This is a genomic window from Amycolatopsis ponsaeliensis, assembly GCF_030182635.1.
Lineage (GTDB): Bacteria > Actinomycetota > Actinomycetes > Mycobacteriales > Pseudonocardiaceae > Amycolatopsis > Amycolatopsis ponsaeliensis.
Map to the genome: position 1 here is coordinate 81,961 of NZ_JAPZLD010000042.1, position 22,818 is coordinate 104,778.

Below are 22,818 nucleotides of genomic sequence, written 5' to 3' on the forward strand. Positions count from 1 at the left end.
GGGACAATGCCCGTCGTGACCGCTCCCGAACGCCGCTACGTCATCACCTTCGGCTGCCCCGACCGCACCGGCATCATCGCCCGGATCTCCGGGTTCCTCGCCGAGCACGGCGGCTGGATCGTCGAAGCGGCCTACCACACCGATCCGGACACGGGCTGGTTCTTCACGCGCCAGGTCGTCCGGGCCGACTCACTGCCCTTCGACGCCGCCGAGCTGCGCGCTCGCTTCGGTGAGGTGGCCGCGGACCTGTCGGCGGACTCGAGCTGGGAGGTCAGCGACACCGGTGAGCGGCGCCGCGCGGTGGTGCTCGTCTCGAAGGCCGGGCACTGCCTGTACGACCTGCTCGGCCGCGTCGCGTCCGGCGAGCTGGACGTCGACATCGCCGCGGTGATCGGCAACCACGAGTCGCTGGCCGACATCACCCGCGCGCACGGGATCCCGTTCCACCACGTGCCGTTCCCCGCCGGAGGCAAGGCCGAGGCGTTCGAAGAGGTGCGCAAGCTGGTCGGCGAGCACGAGCCGCACGCGGTGGTGCTGGCCCGGTTCATGCAGATCCTGCCCGCGGACCTGTGCCGCGAGTGGGCCGGGCGCGCGATCAACATCCACCACAGCTTCCTGCCGTCGTTCATCGGCGCGAAGCCGTACCACCAGGCCCACACGCGCGGGGTGAAGCTGGTCGGCGCGACGTGCCACTACGTGACGGCGGACCTCGACGCCGGCCCGATCATCGACCAGGACGTGATCCGCGTCGACCATGGCGATTCGGTCGAGGACATGGTCCGCAAGGGCCGGGACATCGAGAAGGTGACGCTGGCCCGCGGCCTGCGCTGGCACCTGGAGAACCGGGTGCTGGTGCACGGCAACCGCACCGTGGTGTTCTGACGCGGTTGCCGTGCGGGTGCGTCACGCGCCGATGGTCGAGGCGTCGATGACGAACCGGTAGCGCACGTCGGAGTTCTCGACGCGCTCGTAGGCCTCGTTGACCTTGTCGGCCGAGATCGTCTCGATCTCCGCGCCGATGCCGTGCTCGGCGCAGAAGTCCAGCATCTCCTGGGTCTCGGCGATGCCGCCGATCATCGACCCGGCCAGCACCTTGTTGCCGCCCAGCAGCGAGAAAGCGTTGTACGACAGCGGTTCGCCGGGCGCGCCGACGTTGACCATCGCGCCGCCGACCTTCAGCAGGCCGAGGTAGGCGTCCACCGGCAGCTTGGCCGACACGGTGTTGAGGATGACGTCGAACTTGCCCTTGAGGACGTCGAACGTCGCCTCGTCGCTGGTCGCGTAGTAGTCGGTCGCGCCGAGCTTGAGGCCGTCTTCCTGCTTCTTGAGGCTCTGGCTGAGCACCGTCACCTCGGCGCCCATCGCGGCGGCGATCTTGACGCCCATGTGCCCGAGCCCGCCGAGGCCGATCACGGCGACCTTCTTGCCGGGGCCGGCGCCCCAGTGGTGCAGCGGCGAGTAGGTGGTGATGCCCGCGCACAGCAGCGGCGCGGCGATGTCGAGGCTGATGCCCTCGGGGATGCGGCAGACGAAGGCGTCTTTCACGACGATCTGGTTGCTGTAGCCGCCGTAGGTGTTCTCGCCGTCGAAGCCGACGCCGTTGTACGTCTGGACGTTGCCCTTGACGCAGAACTGCTCGGTGCCGGCCTGGCAGTACTCGCACTCGCCGCAGGAGTCGACCATGCAGCCGACGCCGACGCGGTCGCCGACCTGGTACTTCGTGACGTCCGAGCCGACCGCGGCGACGACGCCGGCGATCTCGTGGCCCGGGACCATCGGGAAGATCGCCTGGCCCCAGTCTTCCTTGGCCTGGTGGATGTCGCTGTGGCAGATGCCGGCGTAGGCGATGTCGATCAAGACATCATCGGCGCGAAGGTCGCGGCGCTCGATCGTGGTCGGTGCGAGCGGCGCACCCGGCGCCGGTGCGGCGATGGCGTGCGTGGTGGTGCTCATGGAACCCTCCAGGTTCAAGTACCGTTGGTCCTCGTAAGAGGTCTCTTACATCTCTACGTAAGAGGGGTCTTACATATTTCGAGCGGGAGATGTGATCCAGGTCATGGGCGGCAAGTACCACCACGGCGACCTCCGGGCCGAGCTCGTGCGCGTCTCGCTCGACCTGATCGCCGAGCAGGGGCTCGAGGGCTTCTCGGTCGCGAAGGTCGCGAAGCTGGCGAACGTCAGCCCCGGCGCGCCGTACCGGCACTTCGCGACCCGCGAGAGCCTGCTGGCCGAGGTCGCCTGCCACATCGCGTGCCAGCTGGCGGAACGCGTCGCGGCCGCGGCGGCCGAGCACGAAGACCCGGCGGACGCGCTGGCCGCGGCCGCGGGTGCGTACACGCGCTACCTGATCGAGCGCCGGGCCGGGATGAACGTCATCTACGCCGAGGGCCTCCACGGCCCCGAGTACGTCGACCTGCACGAGCAGACTCGCCGCCTGACCGACGAGTTCCTGATGCGCTGCCTGGCGGTCGCCCCCGACCCGGCGACGGCGCTGGAGCTGATGGAGCAGCTGTTCACCCAGGCCCACGGCTACGGCACGTTCCAGCTCGACGGCGTCTTCGTGAAGCACGGTTATCCGGTGGACCTCGTGGTGAAGAAGTCGACCGAGGCCGCGCGCATCGCGATCGCGGGCCGGACTGTCGGTGGTCCGCGCTAGCTTGGGGGCATGGGGATCACCGGGACGCACATCGACACGCACGAGGCCCTGCGCGAGCTGCTGGGCGAACCGAAGCCGAGGACGAAGCAGAAGGTCCTCGGCCACATCGACGAGCACGCGCGGGACCTGATCGCGCACTCGCCGTTCGTGCTGCTGGCGACGTCGGCGCCGGACGGCACGTGTGACGTCTCACCCCGCGGCGACCCGGCGGGCTCGGTCCTGGTGCTCGACGACCACACGCTGGTGCTGGCCGATCGCCCGGGCAACAAGCTGATCGACAGCTTCCGCAACATCGTCGACAACCCGCACGCGGGGTTGCTGTTCCTGGTGCCGGGGATGAACGAGACGCTGCGGGTCAACGGCCGCGCGAAGCTCCTGTCGGACGCGTCGTTCTTCGACTCGCTGGTCGTGCAGGGAAAGCGGCCGAAGCTCGCGGTGGTCATCGAGGTCGAAGAGCTCTACATGCACTGCGCGAAGGCGTTCCTGCGGTCTTCGCTGTGGGACCCGTCGACGTGGCCGGAGCGCTCGACATTGCCGACGCTGGGCACGATCCTGCGCGACCAGCTGTCGCTGGCGACGCCGGCCGACGAACTGGACGCGGACCTCGACGAACGGTCGCTGACCCAGCAATACTGATCCCGGCGACGACGTCCAGCAGCCCCGGGAACCGCGCGTCGAACTCGTCCCGGCGCAGCCGCACGAACGTGCCGTTGCCCGCGTCGCGCCGGCGGACCAGGCCGGCCTCGCGCAGCACGCGCCAGTGGTGCGTCCGGGTCGACTTGGCGATCGCGCCGAGGTCTTCGCCGGCCGGCGAACTGGACGCCGATTTCAACGAACGGTCGCTGACCCAGCAATACTGAACCCATGCTCTGCGTCTTCGACGTCAACGAGACCCTGCTCGACCTCGCCGCCATGGACGACCTCGTCGGCGGCCCCGAGCTGCGGCGCGAGTGGTTCGGGCTGGCCATCCACACGGTCCTGACCGTCACGGCCACCGGCGGCTACCGCGACTTCGCCGGCATCGCAGGCGAAGCCGCCACCGAAGTCGCGGCGCGGCACGGGCGTGCAGTAGACCTCGCCAAGATCGGCGCAGGACTCCGTTCGCTCCCTGCCCACCCGGACGTCGAGGAAGGCCTCTCGAAGCTGCGCGAAGCGGGCCACGACGTCGTCGCGCTGACGAACTCGCCGCTCGCCACCGCTGAAGCGCAGCTGCAGAACTCCGGCCTGGCCAAGCTCTTCGACCGGATCTTCTCGGCCGAGCAGGTGGGCCGGCTCAAGCCCGCGCCCGAGCCGTACCGCCAGGTCCTGGCCGCTTACTCGGTCGAACCCGGGAGCGCGGTGATGATCGCCGCCCACGACTGGGACATCGCGGGCGCGCAGGCGGCCGGGCTGCGGACGGCGTTGCTCGCCCGTCCCGGCGTCCGCCCGCTGCCCGGCAGCGCCGAGCCCACCTACACGGTGTCGACGCTGCCGGAACTGGCCGAGCTGCTGCGTTAGTTCGCGATCCGGACCAGCATCTTGCCGGTGTTGGCCCCGGACAGCAGGCCCAGGAAGGCCTCCGGCGCGTTGCGGATGCCGTCGACGAACGTCTCGGAGTACTTGATCTGCCCGGAGCTCACCAGCGGCGCGATCTCGCTGACGAACTGCTGCTGCAGGCCCCAGTGGTCGAGCACCAGCAGGCCGCGGATGGTGATCCGCTTGGCGATGATCTGCGCGAGGTTGCGCGGCGCCGGCGTCGGCTCGGTGGCGTTGTACTGCGAAATCATGCCGCAGACGGCGATCCGGCCGTGCAGGTTGATCGAGTTGATGGCCGCTTCGAGGTGCTCGCCGCCGACGTTGTCGAAGTAGACGTCGATGCCTTCCGGCGCGGCTTCCTGGAGCTGCGCGGCGACCGGGCCGTCCTTGTAGTTGAACGCCGCGTCGAAGCCGAGGTCCTCGACCAGGTAACGCACCTTCTCCGCCGACCCCGCCGAGCCGATGACGCGCTTGGCGCCCTTCAGCTTCGCGAGCTGCCCGACGAGCGAGCCGACCGCACCGGCCGCGCCCGAGACGAACACCGTGTCGCCCGGCTTGAACTCGGCCGACTCCAGCAGGCCCGCGTACGCGGTCAGGCCCGGCATGCCGAGCACGCCGAGGTACGTCGACAGCGGGGCCGCGGAAGCGTCGACCTTCACGTAGCGCTTGGCGTCGAGGACGGCGTGGGTGCGCCAGCCGGCCTGGTGCAGCACGTGGTCACCGGGTCCGACTCCATCAATTTTCGACTCGACGACCTCGCCGACCGCCCCGCCGGACATGACCTCGCCGACCTCGAAGGGCGGCGCGTACGACTTGACGTCGCGCATGCGGCCGCGCATGGCCGGGTCGACGCTCATGACCAGGTTGCGCACCAGGATCTGCCCCTCACCGGGAGTGGGGATCTCGGTGTCGACGACGTCGAAGTTGTCGTGCGTCGGGACACCTTCCGGGCGCGAAGCCAGCCGGATTTCCGTCGCCTGTGCGTTCACCGTCGAACTCCTCAAGTCTCTCTCGAAGCGGGGCAGGCGCCCCGGATTCCACCGGGTAGAACCGGCTAACCGGGGCGCACATTCCGATTGTGAGGCGTCACACGATCTCGGCGAGCTTGCCGAGAACACCGTCGTAGATCTTCTTGAGCCCACCGGGCGCGAACGTCTTCTCGAAGAAGCCGCCGATGCCGCCGGCGCCGTCCCACGACGTCTCGATCCGGACGAGGCTCTTCTCGCCGGCCTCGGAAACCGTCCAGGTGGTGACCATGCTGGAGTTCGCGTCGGTCTCGACCAGGGTGCCGGGCTTCGGCTCGCTGACCGTGGCCTTGACGTCGCGCACGCGCTTGGACGTCGCCTGCAGCTTCCAGCCGGCCTGGGTCCCGGCGCCGGTGCCGCCCTCGGTCACCTCGTAGTCGCGGTAGTGCTCGGTGAGCAGCTTCGGGCGCGTTTCGGCGTAGTCGGCAACGAGCGCGCGGACCTTGTCGGCCGGGGCGTCGATGGTGCGCTCCGCGGTGGCCGTGACCTTTCCCATTTCGCTCCTTCTCCTTCTGGCGTCGATTGTGGCCCACGATTCCACCACCGGCCGGGAGGCCGTTCACCGCGTTAGGCTGACGCCCATGAGTGCCACGACGGACGCCGTCGGCCGCCGACGCGCGACCGTGGCGCTCAAGGACGCCCTGCGGGACCTGCGCAACCAGCTTTCGCTGCTGAACCACCAGGTCAGCGCCCATCTGGCGCTCAAGGACGTAGACCTGGACTGCCTGGAGCTGATCGGCAGGCACGGGCCGCTGAGCCCGAGCGCGCTGGCCCGCCGCGCCGGGCTGCACCCCGCGACGATGACGGGCATCCTCGACCGGCTCCAGAAGGGCGGCTGGATCGTCCGCGAACGCGACCCCGACGGGGCCGACCGCCGCGCGGTCGCGGTGCGCGCGGTCCGCGGCCGCAACGCCGAGCTGTTCCGGCTGTATGCGGGGATGAACACGGCGATGGACGAGCTCTGCGCCGGCTACAGCGAGGACGAGCTGGCGCTGATCGCCGGGTTCCTCCAGCGGGCGACGTCAGCGGGCACCACCGCAACGGGTGATCTGGCTAACGGCTGACCAGCGGTTCTTTGTGCTGTACTCCCAGGCATGTGGCAAACGGGCGACGCGTACGAGGCCTACATCGGGCGGTGGAGCCGCCGGATCGCGCCGATCTTCGTGCGGCAGCTGGACGCCCCGGCGAGCCGCCGCTGGCTCGACGTCGGCTGCGGCACCGGCGCGCTGACGTCGGCCGCGCTGGACGCGGGCGATCCCGCCGAAGTCGTCGGCGTCGACCCGTCCGAGGGATTCCTGACGACGGCCCGCGCGAGCGTCACCGACCCGCGGGCGTCGTTCGAGGTCGCCGACGCGCGTGAGCTTCCGTTCCCGGACGACAGCTTCGACGTGGTGGTGTCCGGCCTGGTGCTGAACTTCGTGCCCGACCCGGTGCGCGCGGCGGCGGAGATCGCCCGGGTGACGCGGGGCGTGGCCGCGGCGTACCTCTGGGACCTCGCGGAGGGCATGGAGCTGATCCGGCACTTCTGGGAGGCCGCCGCCGAGCTGGACCCGGCGAAGGTGGCCGAGCTGGACGAAGGCCGCCGGTTCACGCTGTGCCGGCCCGAGCCGTTGGGCCGGCTGTGGACGGAGGCGGGCTTCTCCGGGGTGTCGGTCGGCGAGATCAAGATCCCGACGGTGTTCACCGGCTTCGACGACTACTGGCAGCCGTTCCTCGGCGCGCAGGGCCCGGCCCCGGCGTACCTCGCGACGCTGCCGGAGGCCCGCCGCGACCAGGTGCGTGAGCTGCTGCGCAGCCGCCTGCCGACGAACCCGGACGGCTCGATCCCGCTCTCGGCCCGCGCCTGGGTGGTCCGGGGAACGGCGTAGGCCGCCCCCGTTGCCGAGGGCGGCGTACGTTTCCGATCAGCTCAGAGACCGGCCTGCGACAGCCAGTCCTTCGCGACGTCGGCGGCCTTCTCGCCGTCCGAGTCGACGCGCTTGTTCAGGTCGCGCATGACGTCCGTGGTCAGCTTCGCGCTCACCGCGTTCACCGCGGTCGCGAAGTCGGCGCCGCGTTCGTCGAGCACCTTCTTGTTCACCGCCGGCACGACGTTCTCCGTCGGCACGATGTTCAGGTCGTCCTTGAGCACCGTGTAGTTCGAGTCGCCGGTCAGCGGGCTGACCGAGTCGACCGGGATCACCGTGACGGCCCCCGACTTCAGCTGCTCGACCCGCGGCCCGGCTTCCTGGATGGTCTGGAACGTCGCGTTCGTCAGCTTGTAGACGTCCTTGAAGCCCTGGAAGCACGGCAGGCGCTTTTCGCACTCCGGCGGCCCCGCCATGACGACCTTGTCCAGCTTCTTCAGGTCGCTGATGGACGCGATGCCCTTTTCCTTGGCCAGGTCGGACTTGACGATGTAGGTGTTCTTGTCCTCCGCCGCGGCGAAGTTCAGCAGGCCGACGCCGCTGGGCTCGAACAGCTTGGCCAGCTGGTCGTGCTCCTCCTGCGCGGTCTTGCCTGCCTCCTTGCCGAAGCCGGTCGTGATCGCCGCACCCTGGTACTCCGGGATGAACTGCAGCTCACCGGACTTCAGCGACGGGTAGATCAGCTCCCGCGACCCCAGGTTCAGCTTGCGCGTCACCGGGTAGCCCTTGGCCTCCAGCGCCTGCGCGTAGATCTCGGCGAGGATCTGGCTGTCGGTGAAGTTGAAGGACGCGACGACGATCGGCGCCCCACCCTTGCTCTGCGCGGCGGGCTTGTCACCGCTGTCGCTGCCACCCCCACAGGCGGCCAAACCGAGCGTCGCCGCGACGGCCACCGCCACCACGGACGCGTTCCGGAACCAGCGCACGAATCCCACTCCCTCGTCACTCGAACAGACGAAAGGACCCGAGCCCCGGGGACCGACAAGTATCCACATGTTGGGAGAAAACCGCTGGAATTCCCAGACTTCGGAATGAGTCCCCACCAAACGGGGTAGGGTCGCCGGGTGCACGTGACCGCGGTGACCCCGCTGGCCGCCGACAGCGGACCCCCGATCTTCCAGTGGAAGTGGGTGGACCGCAACGCGGACGACATCGTCCAGCGCCTCGGCGAACACATCTCGCTGACCGCCGCCGCACTCGGCGTCGGGCTGGTCGTCTCGATCGCGCTGGCGGTGCTCGCGCTGCGGTACCGCTGGTCGTACCCGGTCATCCTGGGCACCGCCGGCGCGCTCTACGTGATCCCGAGCCTCGGCGCGTTCGCCGTGCTGGTGCCGTTCTTCGGGCTGACGTTCCTGACCGCGATGATCCCGCTCGCGACGTACACGCTGCTCATCCTGGTCCGCAACATCGTCACCGGCGTCGACCAGGTGCCGAACGAGGTCCGCGAGGCCGCGGTCGGCATGGGTTACACGCGTGGCCGGCTGCTCTGGCAGATCGAGCTGCCGTTGGCGCTGCCGGTGGTGATCGCCGGCCTGCGCGTCGCCGCGGTGACGACGATCGGCCTGGTCACGGTGACGTCGATGCTCGGCCTCGGCGGCCTGGGCTACTTCATCCGCGCGGGCATCCAGACGGCGACGCCCAACCCGACGGAGATCATCGTCGGCGTGGTGCTGTCGGTGGTCCTGGCGGTGGTCGTGGATCTGCTGTTGTGGTTCAGCGAGCGCCTGCTGGCGCCGTGGTCGCGGAAGGTGCGGGCGCGATGAGCTTCCTCGACCAGCTGAACGCGTGGCTCTCGGACCCGAACCGCTGGAGCTGGACGGACAAGGCCGGCATCCCGTACCGGACACTGGAGCACCTCAGGTTTTCCTTGCTGGCACTGGTGATCGCGGCGGTCCTGACGATCCCGGCGGCGCTGTGGCTGGCGCATTACCGCAAGGGCGCGTTCCTCGCGAGCAGCGCGGTGAACATCGGCCGCGCGATCCCCAGCTTCGGCCTGATCATCCTGTTCTGGTTCCTGGCCAGCCGCTGGGAGGTCGACACGACGTTCTGGCCGTTGCTGCTGGCGCTGGTGGCGCTGGCGATGCCCCCGCTGTTCACGAACACGTACGCGGGCGTGGTGTCCCTGGAGCAGGAGACGGTCGACGCGGCTCGCGGAACGGGCTACCGCGAGTGGCAGATCATGCTGCGCGTCGAGCTACCGCTGGCGTCCCCGGTGCTCTTGGCGGGTGCCCGGGTGGCTTTCCTCCAGCTGATCGCGACGGTAGCGATCGGCGCGATCGTCAACGACGGGGGCGGCCTCGGCCGCTACATCGTCGACGGCTTCGCGTTGGGAGCGTCGGGCTACGGCGAGATCTTCGCGGGCGGTTTGGCGGCGGTGGTCTTGGCGTTGGTGTGCGATGGGCTGTTCGCGCTGATCACCCGTTTGGCCACGCCCCGAGGTCTGGCTTTGCAGAAGGCCCGGCGCGAGTCGTAGGAATCTCACCCTGCGGACGCCGGGCCGACGCAGGTCGAGGCCGTCGAACCCATACGGTTCGACAAGAACAAGATGAGCCGCATCGAGCTGGATCACTAGCCGGACTACAACGGCTTCTTGGCCTTGCTCGACCGCTACGGCGTGATCATGTCGGACTACGGCGTTTGGTTCGCCCGTACGACCGCGCGTGGGAGAAGGGCTGGTGGCACATCGGCGAAATCACTCGCTAGATCCTTCCGTTACGCCCCCACAGCAGCGTTTGTCGCACCCAGAGTGCAACAAACGCTGCGCAAGTGAAGTACACGACGAGGTCGCCAGACGCCGACGACGCGGCATGGTCCTCGAACTACCCGGGCGTTTCCGGCTCCCGGACGAGAAGACCTGGCCCGACGGCTACGCGAAAATCGCCGAGAAGGTGGTCGAGTTGCCTGAGGACCTGAGGCACATGAAGCACGCCCGGCTCCTCGCCGACGACTTCATCACGCCCCTTCTCCAACCCGATCCTCCGATCGGGCACTGGCAACCGGACCAGCGCACCTGGCGTCACATCGGGGAAATCACCCGCTGAACGAACGGCAGGCAGCGACCAGTCGCGTGATCTCCGGCCCCAACGGCCGGTCCTCGTCCACCGGCGGCACCACCGACCGCACCCATTCGTAAGCCGCGCCCAAGCCCGGAACTCCCTCCGAAGCCAGGTACCGCGCCTGCGACCCGGTGATCAGCTCGCACGCCGTGATCGCGAACAAGTGCGTCGCGGCCGCCCGAAGCTGCTCCCCCGCCGCCCACGCAAACGCTTGCACGTCCTCCTGACCAGCCGATGTATCCAGAGAACCGATCGTCGCGGGCGTCGCGAGCCGTCGCAGCGCGTGCAGTTCCCCCACCGCCCGCTTGTGCAGCGGGACCAGCCCCGCCCGCGGTCCCGGATCGGTCGTCAACTGCGCCGGCAACCCGCTGAAACGCTCGTCCAGCAGGCGGTGCATGCGCTGCACCGAAATCTCGCCGAGGTGGACCAGCGCCGCCGTCACCGCGTCCATCCGCAGGCCCAGGTCCACCGCGTGGTACGCCGTCCCCGGGATGAACGAACCCTCGACGAACGACGGCGAATCACCCGGCATCGTCGCCCAGCGCCGCCGGGTCTCGGCCAGTTCGTCGTTGACGCGGGACGCGTGGGCCAGCGCCCGGGGCGCGACCCGCACCGACAGCGGCGCCTGCACGACCCCCGCTCGCACCGGACCCGCGCCCACCATCCCGGTCAGGGCCTGCAACAACCGCCGCAAGTGGTCGTCGCCGCCTGCCATGACCGGGGAGAACACCTCGCGTGGCGCGCCGAGGACGTCGATCGCCATCGCCTCGGTGAGCGTCTGCAGCTGGATGAGCTGCCGCGCCTCGGCCCAGCCCCGCTGCGCGTGCATCACGGTCAGCGGAGAACCCTGAAGCAGCGAAGCACCTTCCTTGGGCCCCAACACATACGGCGCTACGCCACGCTTGGCGAGCGCCTCAGCAGCGGAGGTCTCGACGCCGTCTTCGAGGACCGTGCCGATGCCGAGGAACGTCTGGAAAGCGTGCGACAGTGGGATGATCTCGCCCGAACTGCCGAGACCAGAGCGCGGCACGGCGGGTGTGAAGCCGTCGTTCAGGCGGTCCACGAGGAACTGCACCAGCTCCGCGCTCACCCCCGACCACGGCTGCAGGAAATCACGCAGCCTCGCGACGAACAGCGCGCGGACGTCCTCCGGCGGCAGCCACGGCGGCCCGCCGACCGCACGGCCGATCAGCAGGTTGCGCTGGTGCTCCGCCTGCTGCCGCGCGTCGAGGGCGACACCCGCGAGCCGGCCCATGCCGGTGTTGACGCCGTAGACCGGTTTTTCGCCCTTTTCAAGCGCCGTCAACAGCTCGTTCCGGCGCTGCCGCAGCGTCTCCACCAGCGGTTTGGCCAATTCCAACCGTTCACCGTCGGCGAACTCGCTTCCGTCGATGATCATCGGTACGGCAGCATGGTGCCGACGCCGGAAGCCTCGGCACGGGCCAGGATCATGGTCGCCACCGCGATGTCCGTTGTGGACAGTCCGCGGTGCCAGAACAGGATCCGCTCGGCGTCGTGCTCGCGGCCCGGCTTCTTCCCGGCCACGATGTCGCCGATCTCGGCGTGGACCCCGTCCGCGGTGAGGAGGCCGGCGTTGAGCTGCGGGCGCAGGGCGCCGAACCGCGGGTTGCCGGACTGCGATTCGCGCCAGTCGTCGACGACGACCTTGTCGACGTCGTCGAGCAGCGTGAGCTCGAGCGCGCTGATCGTGCCGTAGGGCACCAGGAAGGTGCCCGGCCGGAGGAACTCGCGCCGCACCAGCGGCTCGGGCTCGACCAGCCGGGAGGCCTCGACCTGGATGTCCGCGCCGTCCAGGGTCTCCTCGGCCGTGGCGCAGACGCGGACGTCCTTGCCGAGCCGTTCGGAAAGCCGGCGGCCGAAGTCCTCACGGGACTCCGGGCGCTTGCTGGTCACGCGGATCTCGGCGAAGTCGAACAACGAGTCGAGGAGGACGACGTTCCACCAGGCGGTGCCGCGGGCGCCGATGTGCCCGAGCACCCGGGAGTCCGGGCGTGCCAGGTACTTCGCGCCGACGGCGGTCATCGCGCCGGTGCGGGCCTCGGTGATCATCGTGCCGTCGACGATGGCCCGCGGCATGCCCGTGTCCGGGTCGAGCAGCAGGATCAACGCCATTTCGGAAGGGAGGCCCCGTTCGAAGTTCCCCACGAAGTCACCGACGACCTTCACGCCACTGACCTGCTTCGCGGAGAGGTGACCGCGAAGGATGTTGAAGTGGCCCTTGCCGCCGTTGTCCGGCACGAGGTGCGTACGCGGCTCGAAGACGACCTGGCCGCGGCCGTGGTCGGCGAGCACGTCCTCGACCGCGCCGACGATGTCCGCGTCCGTGACGCCGAGCGAGTCGATGTCGGCACCGGTCAGGTACCGGAGCCAGACGGACGTCACTTGGCGAGGTCCTCGATGACCTCGGCGCCGGGCAGCGAGGCGAGCGCGGCGCCGGAGATCAGCAGCTTGCTGCCGCGGATCCCGCTGCCGATGACGAGCTCGGGCGCGTCGGCGACCCGCTGGTCGATGAGGATCGGCCACTCGGCAGGCAGGCCGACCGGCGTGATGCCGCCGTACTCCATCCCGGTCAGGGAGACGGCTTCGTCCATCGGCGCGAACGACGCCTTGCGGACGTCGAGCCGGCGCTTGATCACGCCGTTGACGTCGGCGCGGGTCGTCGCGAGCACGAGCGCGGCCGCGAACCGGACTTCGCCCGCCCGCTTGCCGGCGACGACGACGCAGTTCGCGGACGCTTCGAGCGGCGAACCGTAGGTCTCGCAGAAGGCGGCGGTGTCGGCCAGCGCCGGGTCGATCTCGGCGACGCCGACGGCGTCCGGATCGGCGAGCGCGGCGAGCGCCTTGGCGACGGGATCGGCGAGCAGGTCGGTACGCGTGGGGGCGGGAACCACGGTGAGGCTCCCGGCAATCGTCCAGGTCACCTCGCCAGGGTAACTACCAGTTGGAGCCGCCGCGCTGGACCTCGATCAGCTTGGGGCGGACGTCCACGATGTAGACCAGGGCCGCGGCCATGGCCGGCACCCAGAAGATCATCCCCGGACCCATCACGCTGAACAACGCCATCGCGAGCGTCGCGCCGCCGGTGATGAGCATCCAGACGGGCTTGGTCTTGCGATCGGCCGCGGAATAGGCGTCGGCGCGCTGAAGGAGCGCGTGCACGAACGCGAAGAGCCCGACCAGCGCGCTGCCCCAGTGGATGACTTCGAGGATCCAGATGGCAACCAGCACAGCGACAGCTTACGGCAAACCGCCCGAACGACCCCGGCCCCGCCACCGGGATGCGGTGGCGGGGCCGGGGTGTTCACGGCGTTTTTACTTGTCGGCCTTCGGCGCGGCCGGCTTCTTCGCGGCGGCGCTGGTGGTCGTGCCGGTGGTGGTGCGACGGGCCGGGGCGGCCGTCTTCGGGGCCGTCTTGTTCGCGACCTTGCGGCTCGCGGAACGGGTCTCGTGGGCGACGTCGTCACCCAGCTCCTCGATGGCCTCGGCGGCTTCGCCGGCGACCTCGGTCACCTTGCGGGCGGTCTTCTCGCCGACCGAGCGGGTGCGCTTGGTGAAGGTGCCCAGCACGCCGTCGACGCGCTCGCGGACCTCGGTGGTGACGCCCTCGACCTGACCCTGCGCGGTGGTCAGGGCCTCCTCGAGCTGCTCGATGGCCTTCTTGACCTGCGGCTGGGCGGAGAACTTGTCCCACGCCTGCTCGCCCGACTCGGCCAGCTTGTTGTACAGCTTGAGCGCGGCCTCGGTGTACTCGTCGATGACCTTGCGCAGCTCGGCCGGGTCCAGCTTCTCGCGGAGGCTCTCGACGTCGGTCGGCAGCTCCTGCAGGTTCTTGCGGGCCGTCTCGCTGCTCTTGGTCACGTTCTCCTTGGCCTTCGCCACGGCGTCGGTGACGGCCTGGCCGGCCAGGTTGCCGGCGCCGAGCGCGGCCAGCAGCGGGGTGCGGACCTGGTCGAGAGCGCTGGTCACGGCCTTCTTGACGTCTTCGGTGGTCTTGGGGGTCGTCATGGTGACTCCTTGGTGTCTGCGGCTGGTGTGGTGTCTGGGGTGTCTGTGGTGGGAGACGACTCGGCGGCCGGCCGTGCCGCGGCGTTCTCCCGGCGGAAGGACTCGTAAACGTCGAGCAGGACCTGCTTCTGCCGTTCGGTCAGCTCGGCGTCGGCGCGAATCGCGTCGCCCACCGGACCACCCGTCGGCAGATCGAGGATCCCGGCCTGCACATACAGCGCTTCGGCGGAAATGCGCAGTCCCTTGGCGATCTGCTGCAGGATCTCGGCGCTGGGCTTGCGGACCCCGCGCTCGATCTGACTCAGGTACGGGTTGGACACTCCGGCGAGCTTCGACAGCTGGCGCAACGAAATCTTCGCGGTGTTGCGCTGCTGGCGGATGTACTCGCCAATGTCGGAAGCGATGTCCGCGACCTTCTCCATGGGACTGCCGGATCCTGGCGTCCCACCGGTTTCTGCCATCCGGTCACCTCCTCGCGACACCTTCGACGGTACGCGCGAGTGCTAGCTATTGCAAGCACCCTGCTTGCAATAGCTGGTGTGGTGGTGCTCACCGCTAACGTGGGCGTATGACGCGCTCGGCCCGGCTGCGGCGGCGGCTCGTCGAGCAGCTGCTCGACGAGGACGTCCTGCACGCCCCGGAATGGATCGCCGCCTTCCGCGCGGTACCTCGCCACGTCTTCCTGCCGCGGTTCTTCACGCCGGCGGGCGGACTGTGGGCGGCGGTCGACCGGGAGGACCCCGGCTGGCTGGAGACCGTCTACTCGCGCGACGTGCTGGTCACGCAGCTGGACGACGACCCGGACCGCTGGGAGCTCGCCCGGCGCACCGGACCGGTGCCGGGCACGCCGACGAGCTCGTCGAGCATGCCCTCGATCATGGCGATCATGCTCGAGGAGCTGCGGGTGCGGGACGGGCACCGCGTGCTGGAGATCGGCACCGGCACCGGCTACAACGCCGCGCTGCTGAGCCACCGCTGCGGCGCCGGCCAGGTGTCCACTGTGGACATCGACCCGCTGCTCGCCGGCTTGGCGCGCGAACGGCTGGCCGCGGCGGGCTACCGGCCGGCGTGCGAGGTGGGCGACGGCGCGCTCGGCTTCCCGGCCGGCACGCTGTTCGACCGGGTGCTGTGCACCGCCTCGGTTTCCTCGATCCCGCTCGCGTGGCTGGCGCAGACCGTGCCGGGCGGGCTGATCGTGACGACGCTGAACCGGCCGATCGGCGCCGGGCTGATCCGGCTGGTCGCCGGCGAGGACGGCACCGGGCAGGGCCACGTCCTCGCGCGCGACGGCCGCTTCATGCCGCTTCGCGCGCACCGGCTGGCGCAGGCCGACCCGCTGCCGAGGCCGTCGCGGGACGACTGGGAGCAGACGCGGCTGCCGATGTCGTCGGTGATCCAGCCGCGCAAGCAGTTCGAGTTCTTCGCCGGGCTGGCGATGCCGGGCGCCCGGCCGGTGCGCGACGGCACGGACGACAGCGTCTCGCTGGTCCACCCGGACGGCTCGTGGGTGCGTCACCGCAAGCGCGGCGGCGCGGACGAGGTGGCCCAGGGCGGCCCGCGTGCGCTGTGGGAGCTCGTCGAATCGGCGTACGTCGACTGGTGCGAGCTGGGCAAGCCGGACCGCGACCGGTTCGGGGTGACAGTCACCGAAGACCGCCAGGAGTTCTGGCTCGACGAACCGGGCGGCCGCACCTGGCCCCTCGGCTAAGGCAGCCGGTCCCGGATCCACTTCTCGACGTGGTCGGCCGTCGTCTCGGCCGAGGCCTCCGTCGTGTCGAAGAGGTCGACGCCCAGTTCCGACGCCGACTTCTGGAGCCAGTCGTTGAACTCCAGCATCTCCTCGATGCGCGGCTCGTCCCACTCGCGCCAGGCCGGGCGCGCCCGCAAACGCTTGCGCAGCGACTCCGGGGTGCCGACCAGCGCCAGGTAGTGGATGTCGCTGAAGAACGCGCGCTCCGGCAGCGGCTCGAACTCCGGGGGCGCGACCGTGCCGCACAGCACGACCGGGCGGCCGTTCTGGTGCAGCATCGCCGCCATCCGGAGCCACACCGCGCGGAACGCCGAGACGTCGTCGCGCAGGGCTCCCGTCCAGAGGACGTCCTGCTCCAGCACCACGACCTCGCCGCCGAAGCGGGCCTCCAGGAGGGGGCCGAGCGTCGACTTGCCCGCGCCGCTCGGGCCCGTCAGCGCGAACAGCGGCAGCCGCCGGAACGGCCACCGGTGTCCGCACCGCGCGCACTCCAGCTCCGCCCCGGCGACGACCGGGCGGTCGGCCCGGTCGCCGCACGACGGGCAGATCCGCAGGTCGAGACCCACTTCAGTCGAAGAGGTTCTCGAGGAAGCCGCGCTTGCGGTGGCCGTGCCCGTGCGGCCTCGGCGAATCCGAGTACCCGCCGCCGCGGTAGCCCTTGGGCGAGTCCGCGTACCCGCCTCCCCGGTAGCCCTTCGGCGAATCCGCATAGCCGCCGCGGTAGGGCCGCGGCGAGTCGGGACGGCCGTGGCCGCCGCCCTGGTAGGGCGGTGGCTGGCTGCCGTAGAACGAACTCTCCGCACCGGAGATCGCTTCGAGCTCACCGCGGTCCAGGAAGATCCCGCGGCAGCCTTCGCACTGGTCGATGTGGACGCCGTTCTTGTCCACGGTCCGCATCTGGTTCTGACACTTCGGACAAATCACACATGCGAGCCTACGCACAAATCGGTCAGCAGGCGCAGAGGCAGAACGGGTGGCCCACCGGATCGGCGTAGACGCGGAAGGTCTCCGGCCCGTCGTCCAGCAGTTTCGCGCCCAGGCCGAGCACGCGCTCGTGCGCCGCTTCCAGGTCCGTGACGTTCAGGTCCAGGTGCAGCTGCTGGGGGTTGTCCGCGGACGGCCACGCCGGCGGCCGGTAGTCGGGCACCCGCTGGAAGGCGATGCCCGCGCCGCCGGCGGGGTTGGCCAGCGTGACCCAGTGGCCGTCGTCGGAGACGTCAGGTGCGTCCCACTCCAGCACCGCCCGGTAGAACCTGGCCAGCGCCACCGGGTCGGGGCAGTCCAGGGCCACCACACCCAGCGTCGGTACCGCACTCATGCGTCGCTCCTCTCGATCGCGGATAACCAGCGAAAGAAGTATGTGGGTTAGTGCACGCGGGAGCAACCACCGACCGCCGTACACTGGGTTCGTGCACACCGACGCATCCCTCGTCGTGGAGTTCCTCAACACGGTCAACATCGAAGAGGGCACTGACCTGCTCGAAGATCCCGGGCAGTGGCGAAGGTGGGCGTCCGGGAGAGCGCTGACGGCCAATCCCGCCCCCGAAGCCCGTGCGGCGCGTGACGCGTTGCGCGCGGCGATCGGCGACCCGCGGCTGCCGGGCGGAAGCCTCGACGTCGGCACCCGGATCTCCCTGACCGACGACGGCCCGGCCCTCGTGGCGGACGACGTCGTGGGAGCGGTGTTCGCGGCCTGCGCCCGGCTGGTGGTGCGCGGCGACTGGATCCGGCTGAAGATCTGCCCGGCCGACACGTGCTTGTGGGCGTTCTACGACGAGTCCCGGAACCGCTCGCGCACGTGGTGCTCGATGCGGGTGTGCGGAAACCGCGAGAAAGCGCGCGGCTGGCGGGCCCGGGCGGCGGAGACCGCGGCGGGCTGAACCGCTCTCATCCGAGCGGCGGACCCTCGAAAGCCTGTGGACAACCCGCCGGCCGAGCACCACATATCCACGCCCCCGGCCGTCCACACCCCCACACGTTGTGGACAGCGATTAGGCCATCACCGTGAAAACCTGTGGATAACCCCGGGGATAACTCAGCTTCCTGTGGACAACTCGTTTGAAGCTCCCCCAGGTGTGGTATACCGCCAAGCTCCTCAGAACAGCAGCTCCGCGACCGCGTAGATGACGAGCCCGGCCAGCGCACCGACGACAGTGCCGTTGATGCGGATGAACTGCAGGTCGCGGCCCACCTGGAGCTCGATCTTGCGCGACGTCTCCTCGGCGTCCCAGCGCTCGACCGTGTCCGTGATGATCGTCGTGATCTCGCCCGAGTAGTTCTTCACGAGGTACGCCGCCGCGCCCTCGACCCAGCCGTCGGCCTTCGAGCGCAGCTGGTCGTCCGAGACCAGCCGGGACCCCAGCGACATCAGCCCCAGGCGGACGCGCCGGCGCAGCTCGCTCGACGGGTCCTCCGCCGCCGTCAGCAGCATCTCCTTCGCCGTGCTCCACGCCGAGCCGATCAGGCGCTGGACCTCCTCGTGGTGCACGATCTGGCCCTTCACCTGCTCGGCGCGGGCCATCACGTCCGGGTCGGTCTGCAGGTCCTGGGCGAACTCGCCGAGGAACTTGTCCAGCGCCAGCCGCATCGGGTGGTTGACGTCGGTCTTCACCGCCCAGGCGAACGACAGCACCTCGCCGTACACCTTGTCCGCGAGCATCTCGTCGACGAACTTCGGCGACCAGCTCGGCGCGCGGTCGGACACCACGCGCAGCATCGTCGTGTGGTTGTCCCGGGTCCACTCGTACGCGCGGTCGCACATCAGGTCCACGAGCTTGTGGTGCGCGCCGTCGGCGAACACGCCCTGCAGGATCTTGCCCAGCGGCGGGCCCCACGGCTTGTCGATGATCCGCCGCGCGACCGCCTGCTCCATGATCGCCTGGACGTCCTCGTCGCGAAGGACGCGGACCGCCGCCCGGACCATGGTGGCCAGCTCGGACGTCACGCGCTCGGCGTTGTCCTCCTGCGCCAGCCACGAACCCAGGCGCCGCGCGATCTCGACGCGCTTCAGCTTGTCGCGGATGACCTCCTCGGAGAGGAAGTTCGACCCGACGAATTCGCCGAGGCTGTTGCCCAGCGCGTCCTTCTTGTTCGGGATGATCGCCGTGTGCGGGATCTTCAGCCCGAGCGGGTGGCGGAACAGCGCCGTCACGGCGAACCAGTCGGCCAGCGCGCCGACCATGCCGGCCTCGGCCGCGGCCCGCACGTAGCCGACCCAGCCCGGCCAGCCTGCCGACTGCGCCCAGCTCGTGAGCAGGAACACGACGGTGGCGCCGATCAGGAAAGACAGCGCGACCAGCTTCATCTTGCGCAGCGCGCGCCGCTTTTCCTCTTCACCGGCGGCGCCGCCCGGCGGGTCGGCGGGCGTCACCTTGGCGGGGGTCAGTTGCTCCACACCGCCATTGTCCGCGAGGATCGCTGATCGTGCGCGAACCTGCTCTCGTCCCCCGTCTGCGGCCCTTCACGTCGACCATCTTCGCCGAGATGACGGCGCTGGCCGTCCGGCACGACGCGGTCAACCTCGGCCAGGGCTTCCCGGACACCGACGGACCCGCCGGCATGCTCGACGCGGCCAAGAACGCCCTGTTCGGCGGTGCGAACCAGTACCCGCCGGGACCCGGCCGCCCCGAGCTGCGCGCGGCCATCGCGCGGCACCGGCTGCGCTACGGCACCGAGTACGACCCGGACACGGAGATCCTGGTCACCGCGGGTGCGACCGAAGCCATTGCGGCAGCGTTGTTGGCGCTGACCGAGCCCGGCGACGAGGTCATCGTCATCGAGCCCTACTACGACTCCTACGCCGCCGCCGTCGCGATGGCGGGCGCCGAACGCAAGGTCGTCGGGCTGGTCGAGGGCGAAGACGGGCGCTTCGGCCTCGACGTCGAGGGCCTGCGCGCCGCCGTCACGCCGCGGACCAGGGCGATCCTGGTCAACTCGCCGCACAACCCGACCGGCACCGTGTTCACCCGCGCCGAACTGGAGGCACTCGCCGCACTGTGCGTCGAGCACGACCTGATCGCGATCTGCGACGAGGTCTACGAGCACCTCGTGTTCGACGACAACGAGCACATCCCGCTCGTCACGCTGCCCGGGATGCGCCCGCGGACGGTGAGCATCTCGAGCGCCGGGAAGACGTTCAACTGCACCGGCTGGAAGATCGGCTGGGTCTGCTCGACGCCGGAGCTGGTCGCGGCGGTGAAGGCGGCGAAGCAGTTCATCACCTTCGTGTCCGGCGGGCCGCTGCAGCCGGCCGTCGCGTACGCGCTCGACCACGAGCTGCCCTGGGTCGAGGGCCTGCGGTCGAGCCTCCAGGAGAAGCGTGACCGGCTTTCGGCCGGGCTGGCCGACGCCGGGTTCACCGTGCGGCCGACGGCAGGCACGTACTTCGTCTGCGTCGACGTGCGGCCGCTGGGCTTCACCGACGCCGCCGACCTCGCGTGGGAGCTGCCCGGCCGGGTCGGTGTCGCGGCGGTGCCCGTCAAGGTGTTCACCGATCACCCGGACGAGTGGAAACACCTCCTGCGTTTCGCGTTCTGCAAGCGCAACGACGTCATCGACGAGGGCGTCACCCGATTGCGCAAACTGGTCTGACGACCGCGCCGGCGAGGCGGAAAGTTTCCGGCGGTGAATTCGGGAGCGAAAAGCCGACGCACCACCCCGGCCGCGGCCGGGCGCGTCAGGCCGCGGCGCGGCACCGGCCGGACGGGGTCGACCGGTTGCCGTAGTCGGTAGTCACGCTCCGCGATCGTGAAGGCGATTTCGCGTCTGCGGCGTCGCCTGGCGAGCGAGGTCCGGACCAGCGGGCCTCCGGCCGTCGATGATCACGGACCGGAGCGACCGGATCCGCACCCGGCCGACCACTGTGGACCCGTTCGGCCCAGCGCTCGTCCCACACTCCGGGCGACTTCCCGATCGCCCGGCCGAAACGCGGTCCCGCGCACCGAAAGCCACAGGTCCGGCACGGAAAGCGATCGGGGCGGCGGAAACATCAGGTCAACGTCCGAATGTGCAAGTTGCAGTACTCGTCCGAATGGCCGCGGAGAAGCACCCGAACGGCACTGAGAGTGATCAACTCGTCGGCCGCAGATACCTTGCCCGGTAGGGCCGTTCCGCCTTACGGGCTGGATCGAACGCGGGAGAGATGAAAGACTCCCGAGCGGTGCTAGAAAGAGTGCAGCCCCGGGGGAACTGCGACCTGGCCGGAGAAAGACCCCAGCAAGAACGAACTCGAGCGGACAACGCAAGGGTTTCAGGCGCGGACGGTGGTGGTGGCGGTGAGCAGCACGGCGAACGCGCGCCGCAGCGCTCCCGCGCGGCCTGCGCTCACAGCGGGTGAAACGCACCGGGGAACCGGCGCACGTCCGAGCCAGGGCCTTTCCGCAGGCAGCACGCTTCCCGCCGGGAAATCCCCCACGCGCACGCCGCGGCCCTGGGCGGCCGCGCTGCAGCGGCCCGCGGCCAAGATCCTCGTCGCCGGCGGCCTGACCCTCGCCGGCTGGCTGCTCACCGGCGCACTCTCCGGCAGCACCGCGACCGCCGCCGAAACGGCGAGCTGCCCGGAGGCCCCCGCCGCCTCCACTGTGGACCATTCCGCCAAGCCCTCCTTCGGACACGGCAGACACCACAAGAGCCACCGCGAAGCCCCCACGTGCACGAGCCAGGCGGACGAAACCGAGACTCCGTCCTCGGACACCGAGACCACCGCGAAGCAGTCCACGAAGGACACTCAGACCGAAGAACCGGCCACGAAGGCGACCTCCTCGCAGGGCCTCCTCGGCGGGCTCGTCGACACCGTCACCTCCGCGACCAAACCGCTGACCCAGCCCACGACGAAGGCGACCTCCTCCGGCGACCTGCTCGGCGGGCTCGTCGGCGGCGTCCTCAACGTCGTCGGCGGCACGCTGAACACGGTCACCACGACCGTCGACGGAACGCTGAACACCGTCAGCACCCTCACGAACACGCTGTCGCACACCGTCCTCGCGCCGCTCACCCAGCCGTCCGCGGACAACCCGGACGCGCCCGTCCTGCTCCCCCTCGACGACATCCTCGACCCGATCCTGGGCGGCAGCTCGAACTCGGGCGGCGTCACGGCCACCGTGACCGGCATCGTCGGCGACGTCCTCACCCCGGTGACCACCACCACCGCCGTCGCCGAGACCGCCCCCGCCGCGGCGGACGCGACGACCTCGCCGGCCTCCCGGTTCGCGGTCGTGCACCTGGTCGAGGTGCAGAACACGCTGTCCGCCCAGCAGGAACAGCCGCGCGACTCCGGTGTCCACGCTCGCAACGGCGGTGGCGGCGACAGCACTCCGGGCCTGCCCGGCGGCACCAGTGCCCCGAGCGCGCCGGCACCGACCGCGGCTCCCGGTCACGACGGCCCCGGTGGCGTCCGCCACCCGTTCGCCGTCCACGCCGACGACGCCACCACCACCCAGCTGAAGCTCATCGGCACCAGCCTCGACCACGAGGTCGACGGCGCGGGCAGGGAAGCCGCCCTGCCCACCACCTCCCCCGACTGACCCCGAACCGGGCAGCCGGGGAGAACTGCGTCCAAAACAAGATCAACTAGGCGCACGTGCACGCTGTAACGGCGTGACGATTCCCCTGCTCCAGTACGCGACCCGTGACTCTTTCACGTCTCGTGACGCTCGACGGCGTCCGACGTACCCCAGGGGCGAAAACCCATGCGAAACCACAGTCTTTCCGACCGGCCGACCGCGCCCGGCCGGGTCGGATCCCGGTCCCGGGGGGGGGGGGGGCCCCCCCCCCCCCGGCGTGGGCGCCAGCAGCAGGGTGGCGGCGACCACCGGGACGAGGGCACGGCGGAGCGGGGACTGGCGCACGGACGGCCTCCCGGATTCGTCGAATCGTTTCGACAGTG

The 22,818-nt window shown here is 70.0% G+C and carries 27 protein-coding genes; 13 read left to right on the forward strand and 14 right to left on the reverse strand.

What is annotated here, in order from left to right; genetic code table 11:
* The first annotated feature begins 6 nt into the window (after nucleotides 1-6).
* A complete protein-coding gene (purU, locus tag QQ657_RS43080) occupies nucleotides 7-882 on the forward strand; it encodes a formyltetrahydrofolate deformylase (protein WP_284748150.1) in 876 nt (291 codons plus the stop codon).
* Between the two features lie 21 nt (nucleotides 883-903).
* Here purU and QQ657_RS43085 read toward each other — a convergent pair whose 3' ends face one another.
* Nucleotides 904-1,953, reverse strand: coding sequence for an NAD(P)-dependent alcohol dehydrogenase (locus tag QQ657_RS43085; protein ID WP_284748151.1), 1,050 nt, complete (start codon nucleotides 1,951-1,953; stop codon nucleotides 904-906).
* Between the two features lie 91 nt (nucleotides 1,954-2,044).
* On the opposite strand from QQ657_RS43085, the gene QQ657_RS43090 reads away from it, so the two are divergent.
* From QQ657_RS43090 to QQ657_RS43100, 3 genes are all read left to right on the forward strand, one after another.
* Complete coding sequence (locus QQ657_RS43090; protein WP_284748152.1) at nucleotides 2,045-2,656, forward strand: TetR/AcrR family transcriptional regulator; 612 nt, start codon at nucleotides 2,045-2,047, stop codon at nucleotides 2,654-2,656.
* A gap of 9 nt (nucleotides 2,657-2,665) precedes the next feature.
* On the forward strand, nucleotides 2,666-3,292 hold the full coding sequence (locus QQ657_RS43095) for a pyridoxamine 5'-phosphate oxidase family protein (RefSeq protein ID WP_284748153.1): 627 nt from the start codon (nucleotides 2,666-2,668) through the stop codon (nucleotides 3,290-3,292).
* Nucleotides 3,293-3,520: 228 nt separating this feature from the next.
* Complete coding sequence (locus tag QQ657_RS43100) at nucleotides 3,521-4,153, forward strand: haloacid dehalogenase type II (protein WP_284748154.1); 633 nt, start codon at nucleotides 3,521-3,523, stop codon at nucleotides 4,151-4,153.
* On the opposite strand, the gene QQ657_RS43105 is transcribed toward QQ657_RS43100, so the two are convergent.
* Both QQ657_RS43105 and QQ657_RS43110 read right to left on the reverse strand, forming a co-directional pair.
* Nucleotides 4,150-5,160, reverse strand: a complete 1,011-nt coding sequence (locus tag QQ657_RS43105; RefSeq protein WP_284748155.1) for an NADP-dependent oxidoreductase — start codon at nucleotides 5,158-5,160, stop codon at nucleotides 4,150-4,152. The genes QQ657_RS43100 and QQ657_RS43105 overlap by 4 nt on opposite strands.
* A 97-nt stretch (nucleotides 5,161-5,257) precedes the next feature.
* Complete coding sequence (locus QQ657_RS43110) at nucleotides 5,258-5,692, reverse strand: SRPBCC family protein (protein ID WP_284748156.1); 435 nt, start codon at nucleotides 5,690-5,692, stop codon at nucleotides 5,258-5,260.
* 85 nt (nucleotides 5,693-5,777) lie between these two features.
* Here QQ657_RS43110 and QQ657_RS43115 point away from each other — a divergent pair, with 85 nt between their 5' ends.
* Together QQ657_RS43115 and QQ657_RS43120 are read left to right on the forward strand one after the other, a co-directional pair.
* Nucleotides 5,778-6,260 carry a MarR family transcriptional regulator gene (locus QQ657_RS43115; RefSeq protein ID WP_284748157.1) on the forward strand — a complete coding sequence of 161 codons (483 nt, stop codon included), beginning with the start codon at nucleotides 5,778-5,780 and terminating at the stop codon, nucleotides 6,258-6,260.
* Nucleotides 6,261-6,290: 30 nt separating this feature from the next.
* A complete protein-coding gene (locus tag QQ657_RS43120) occupies nucleotides 6,291-7,064 on the forward strand; it encodes a class I SAM-dependent methyltransferase (protein ID WP_284748158.1) in 774 nt (257 codons plus the stop codon).
* 41 nt (nucleotides 7,065-7,105) lie between these two features.
* On the opposite strand, the gene QQ657_RS43125 is transcribed toward QQ657_RS43120, so the two are convergent.
* Nucleotides 7,106-8,029 carry an ABC transporter substrate-binding protein gene (locus QQ657_RS43125; protein WP_284748159.1) on the reverse strand — a complete coding sequence of 308 codons (924 nt, stop codon included), beginning with the start codon at nucleotides 8,027-8,029 and terminating at the stop codon, nucleotides 7,106-7,108.
* A 138-nt stretch (nucleotides 8,030-8,167) separates the two neighbouring features.
* Here QQ657_RS43125 and QQ657_RS43130 point away from each other — a divergent pair, with 138 nt between their 5' ends.
* From QQ657_RS43130 to QQ657_RS43140, 3 genes are all read left to right on the forward strand, one after another.
* Nucleotides 8,168-8,866, forward strand: a complete 699-nt coding sequence (locus QQ657_RS43130) for an ABC transporter permease (protein WP_284748160.1) — start codon at nucleotides 8,168-8,170, stop codon at nucleotides 8,864-8,866.
* Nucleotides 8,863-9,576 carry an ABC transporter permease gene (locus QQ657_RS43135; RefSeq protein ID WP_284748161.1) on the forward strand — a complete coding sequence of 238 codons (714 nt, stop codon included), beginning with the start codon at nucleotides 8,863-8,865 and terminating at the stop codon, nucleotides 9,574-9,576. The genes QQ657_RS43130 and QQ657_RS43135 overlap by 4 nt, the downstream gene beginning before the upstream one ends.
* Nucleotides 9,577-9,910: 334 nt before the next feature.
* On the forward strand, nucleotides 9,911-10,144 hold the full coding sequence (locus QQ657_RS43140; protein WP_284748162.1) for a hypothetical protein: 234 nt from the start codon (nucleotides 9,911-9,913) through the stop codon (nucleotides 10,142-10,144).
* Here the strand turns inward: QQ657_RS43140 and QQ657_RS43145 are convergent.
* The 6 genes from QQ657_RS43145 to QQ657_RS43170 form a co-directional block, all read right to left on the reverse strand.
* The gene (locus QQ657_RS43145) at nucleotides 10,134-11,558 is read right to left on the reverse strand and encodes an aromatic amino acid lyase (RefSeq protein WP_284748163.1); all 1,425 of its coding nucleotides are present in this window, start codon (nucleotides 11,556-11,558) and stop codon (nucleotides 10,134-10,136) included. The two genes, QQ657_RS43140 and QQ657_RS43145, sit on opposite strands and share 11 nt — an antisense overlap.
* Nucleotides 11,555-12,562 (reverse strand): ornithine cyclodeaminase family protein, encoded by a 1,008-nt coding sequence (locus tag QQ657_RS43150; RefSeq protein WP_284748164.1) that lies wholly within the window; start codon nucleotides 12,560-12,562, stop codon nucleotides 11,555-11,557. The genes QQ657_RS43145 and QQ657_RS43150 overlap by 4 nt, the downstream gene beginning before the upstream one ends.
* Nucleotides 12,559-13,101: a YbaK/EbsC family protein gene (locus QQ657_RS43155; protein WP_284748165.1), complete on the reverse strand. Its 543-nt coding sequence runs from the start codon at nucleotides 13,099-13,101 to the stop codon at nucleotides 12,559-12,561. The genes QQ657_RS43150 and QQ657_RS43155 overlap by 4 nt, the downstream gene beginning before the upstream one ends.
* A 13-nt stretch (nucleotides 13,102-13,114) precedes the next feature.
* On the reverse strand, nucleotides 13,115-13,408 hold the full coding sequence (locus QQ657_RS43160) for a DUF2516 family protein (protein WP_284748166.1): 294 nt from the start codon (nucleotides 13,406-13,408) through the stop codon (nucleotides 13,115-13,117).
* Between the two features lie 84 nt (nucleotides 13,409-13,492).
* Entirely contained in the window at nucleotides 13,493-14,185 is a 693-nt protein-coding gene (locus QQ657_RS43165; protein ID WP_284748167.1) for a hypothetical protein, read from the reverse strand.
* Nucleotides 14,182-14,607: a helix-turn-helix domain-containing protein gene (locus QQ657_RS43170; protein WP_284748168.1), complete on the reverse strand. Its 426-nt coding sequence runs from the start codon at nucleotides 14,605-14,607 to the stop codon at nucleotides 14,182-14,184. The genes QQ657_RS43165 and QQ657_RS43170 overlap by 4 nt, the downstream gene beginning before the upstream one ends.
* A gap of 146 nt (nucleotides 14,608-14,753) precedes the next feature.
* Between QQ657_RS43170 and QQ657_RS43175 the strand changes: the two genes are divergently transcribed.
* Nucleotides 14,754-15,893 (forward strand): methyltransferase domain-containing protein, encoded by a 1,140-nt coding sequence (locus tag QQ657_RS43175; RefSeq protein WP_284748169.1) that lies wholly within the window; start codon nucleotides 14,754-14,756, stop codon nucleotides 15,891-15,893.
* On the opposite strand, the gene QQ657_RS43180 is transcribed toward QQ657_RS43175, so the two are convergent.
* From QQ657_RS43180 to QQ657_RS43190, 3 genes are read right to left on the reverse strand one after another with little or no spacing between them, the layout of a single operon-like run.
* Nucleotides 15,890-16,501, reverse strand: a complete 612-nt coding sequence (locus QQ657_RS43180) for an AAA family ATPase (RefSeq protein ID WP_284748170.1) — start codon at nucleotides 16,499-16,501, stop codon at nucleotides 15,890-15,892. The genes QQ657_RS43175 and QQ657_RS43180 overlap by 4 nt on opposite strands.
* 1 nt (nucleotide 16,502) lies before the next feature.
* The gene (locus QQ657_RS43185) at nucleotides 16,503-16,877 is read right to left on the reverse strand and encodes a TFIIB-type zinc ribbon-containing protein (protein ID WP_434056836.1); all 375 of its coding nucleotides are present in this window, start codon (nucleotides 16,875-16,877) and stop codon (nucleotides 16,503-16,505) included.
* 7 nt (nucleotides 16,878-16,884) lie between these two features.
* Nucleotides 16,885-17,253: a VOC family protein gene (locus tag QQ657_RS43190; protein ID WP_284748171.1), complete on the reverse strand. Its 369-nt coding sequence runs from the start codon at nucleotides 17,251-17,253 to the stop codon at nucleotides 16,885-16,887.
* 91 nt (nucleotides 17,254-17,344) lie between these two features.
* Between QQ657_RS43190 and QQ657_RS43195 the strand changes: the two genes are divergently transcribed.
* Nucleotides 17,345-17,815 carry a CGNR zinc finger domain-containing protein gene (locus QQ657_RS43195; protein WP_284748172.1) on the forward strand — a complete coding sequence of 157 codons (471 nt, stop codon included), beginning with the start codon at nucleotides 17,345-17,347 and terminating at the stop codon, nucleotides 17,813-17,815.
* A gap of 215 nt (nucleotides 17,816-18,030) precedes the next feature.
* On the opposite strand, the gene QQ657_RS43200 is transcribed toward QQ657_RS43195, so the two are convergent.
* Nucleotides 18,031-19,329, reverse strand: coding sequence for a DUF445 domain-containing protein (locus QQ657_RS43200; protein WP_284748173.1), 1,299 nt, complete (start codon nucleotides 19,327-19,329; stop codon nucleotides 18,031-18,033).
* Between the two features lie 29 nt (nucleotides 19,330-19,358).
* Here QQ657_RS43200 and QQ657_RS43205 point away from each other — a divergent pair, with 29 nt between their 5' ends.
* Nucleotides 19,359-20,525, forward strand: a complete 1,167-nt coding sequence (locus QQ657_RS43205) for a pyridoxal phosphate-dependent aminotransferase (RefSeq protein WP_284748174.1) — start codon at nucleotides 19,359-19,361, stop codon at nucleotides 20,523-20,525.
* Between the two features lie 683 nt (nucleotides 20,526-21,208).
* Nucleotides 21,209-22,456, forward strand: a complete 1,248-nt coding sequence (locus tag QQ657_RS43210) for a hypothetical protein (RefSeq protein WP_284748175.1) — start codon at nucleotides 21,209-21,211, stop codon at nucleotides 22,454-22,456.
* The last annotated feature ends 362 nt before the right edge of the window (nucleotides 22,457-22,818 follow it).

Coding starts and splice junctions, on each gene's coding strand:
- purU (WP_284748150.1), top strand. CDS start 7: ATGCCCGTCGTGACCGCTCCCGAACGCCGCTACGTCATCACCTTCGGC.
- QQ657_RS43085 (WP_284748151.1), bottom strand. CDS start 1,953: ATGAGCACCACCACGCACGCCATCGCCGCACCGGCGCCGGGTGCGCCG.
- QQ657_RS43095 (WP_284748153.1), top strand. CDS start 2,666: ATGGGGATCACCGGGACGCACATCGACACGCACGAGGCCCTGCGCGAG.
- QQ657_RS43100 (WP_284748154.1), top strand. CDS start 3,521: ATGCTCTGCGTCTTCGACGTCAACGAGACCCTGCTCGACCTCGCCGCC.
- QQ657_RS43110 (WP_284748156.1), bottom strand. CDS start 5,692: ATGGGAAAGGTCACGGCCACCGCGGAGCGCACCATCGACGCCCCGGCC.
- QQ657_RS43115 (WP_284748157.1), top strand. CDS start 5,778: ATGAGTGCCACGACGGACGCCGTCGGCCGCCGACGCGCGACCGTGGCG.
- QQ657_RS43120 (WP_284748158.1), top strand. CDS start 6,291: ATGTGGCAAACGGGCGACGCGTACGAGGCCTACATCGGGCGGTGGAGC.
- QQ657_RS43135 (WP_284748161.1), top strand. CDS start 8,863: ATGAGCTTCCTCGACCAGCTGAACGCGTGGCTCTCGGACCCGAACCGC.
- QQ657_RS43140 (WP_284748162.1), top strand. CDS start 9,911: ATGGTCCTCGAACTACCCGGGCGTTTCCGGCTCCCGGACGAGAAGACC.
- QQ657_RS43145 (WP_284748163.1), bottom strand. CDS start 11,558: ATGATCATCGACGGAAGCGAGTTCGCCGACGGTGAACGGTTGGAATTG.
- QQ657_RS43165 (WP_284748167.1), bottom strand. CDS start 14,185: ATGACGACCCCCAAGACCACCGAAGACGTCAAGAAGGCCGTGACCAGC.
- QQ657_RS43170 (WP_284748168.1), bottom strand. CDS start 14,607: ATGGAGAAGGTCGCGGACATCGCTTCCGACATTGGCGAGTACATCCGC.
- QQ657_RS43175 (WP_284748169.1), top strand. CDS start 14,754: ATGACGCGCTCGGCCCGGCTGCGGCGGCGGCTCGTCGAGCAGCTGCTC.
- QQ657_RS43190 (WP_284748171.1), bottom strand. CDS start 17,253: ATGAGTGCGGTACCGACGCTGGGTGTGGTGGCCCTGGACTGCCCCGAC.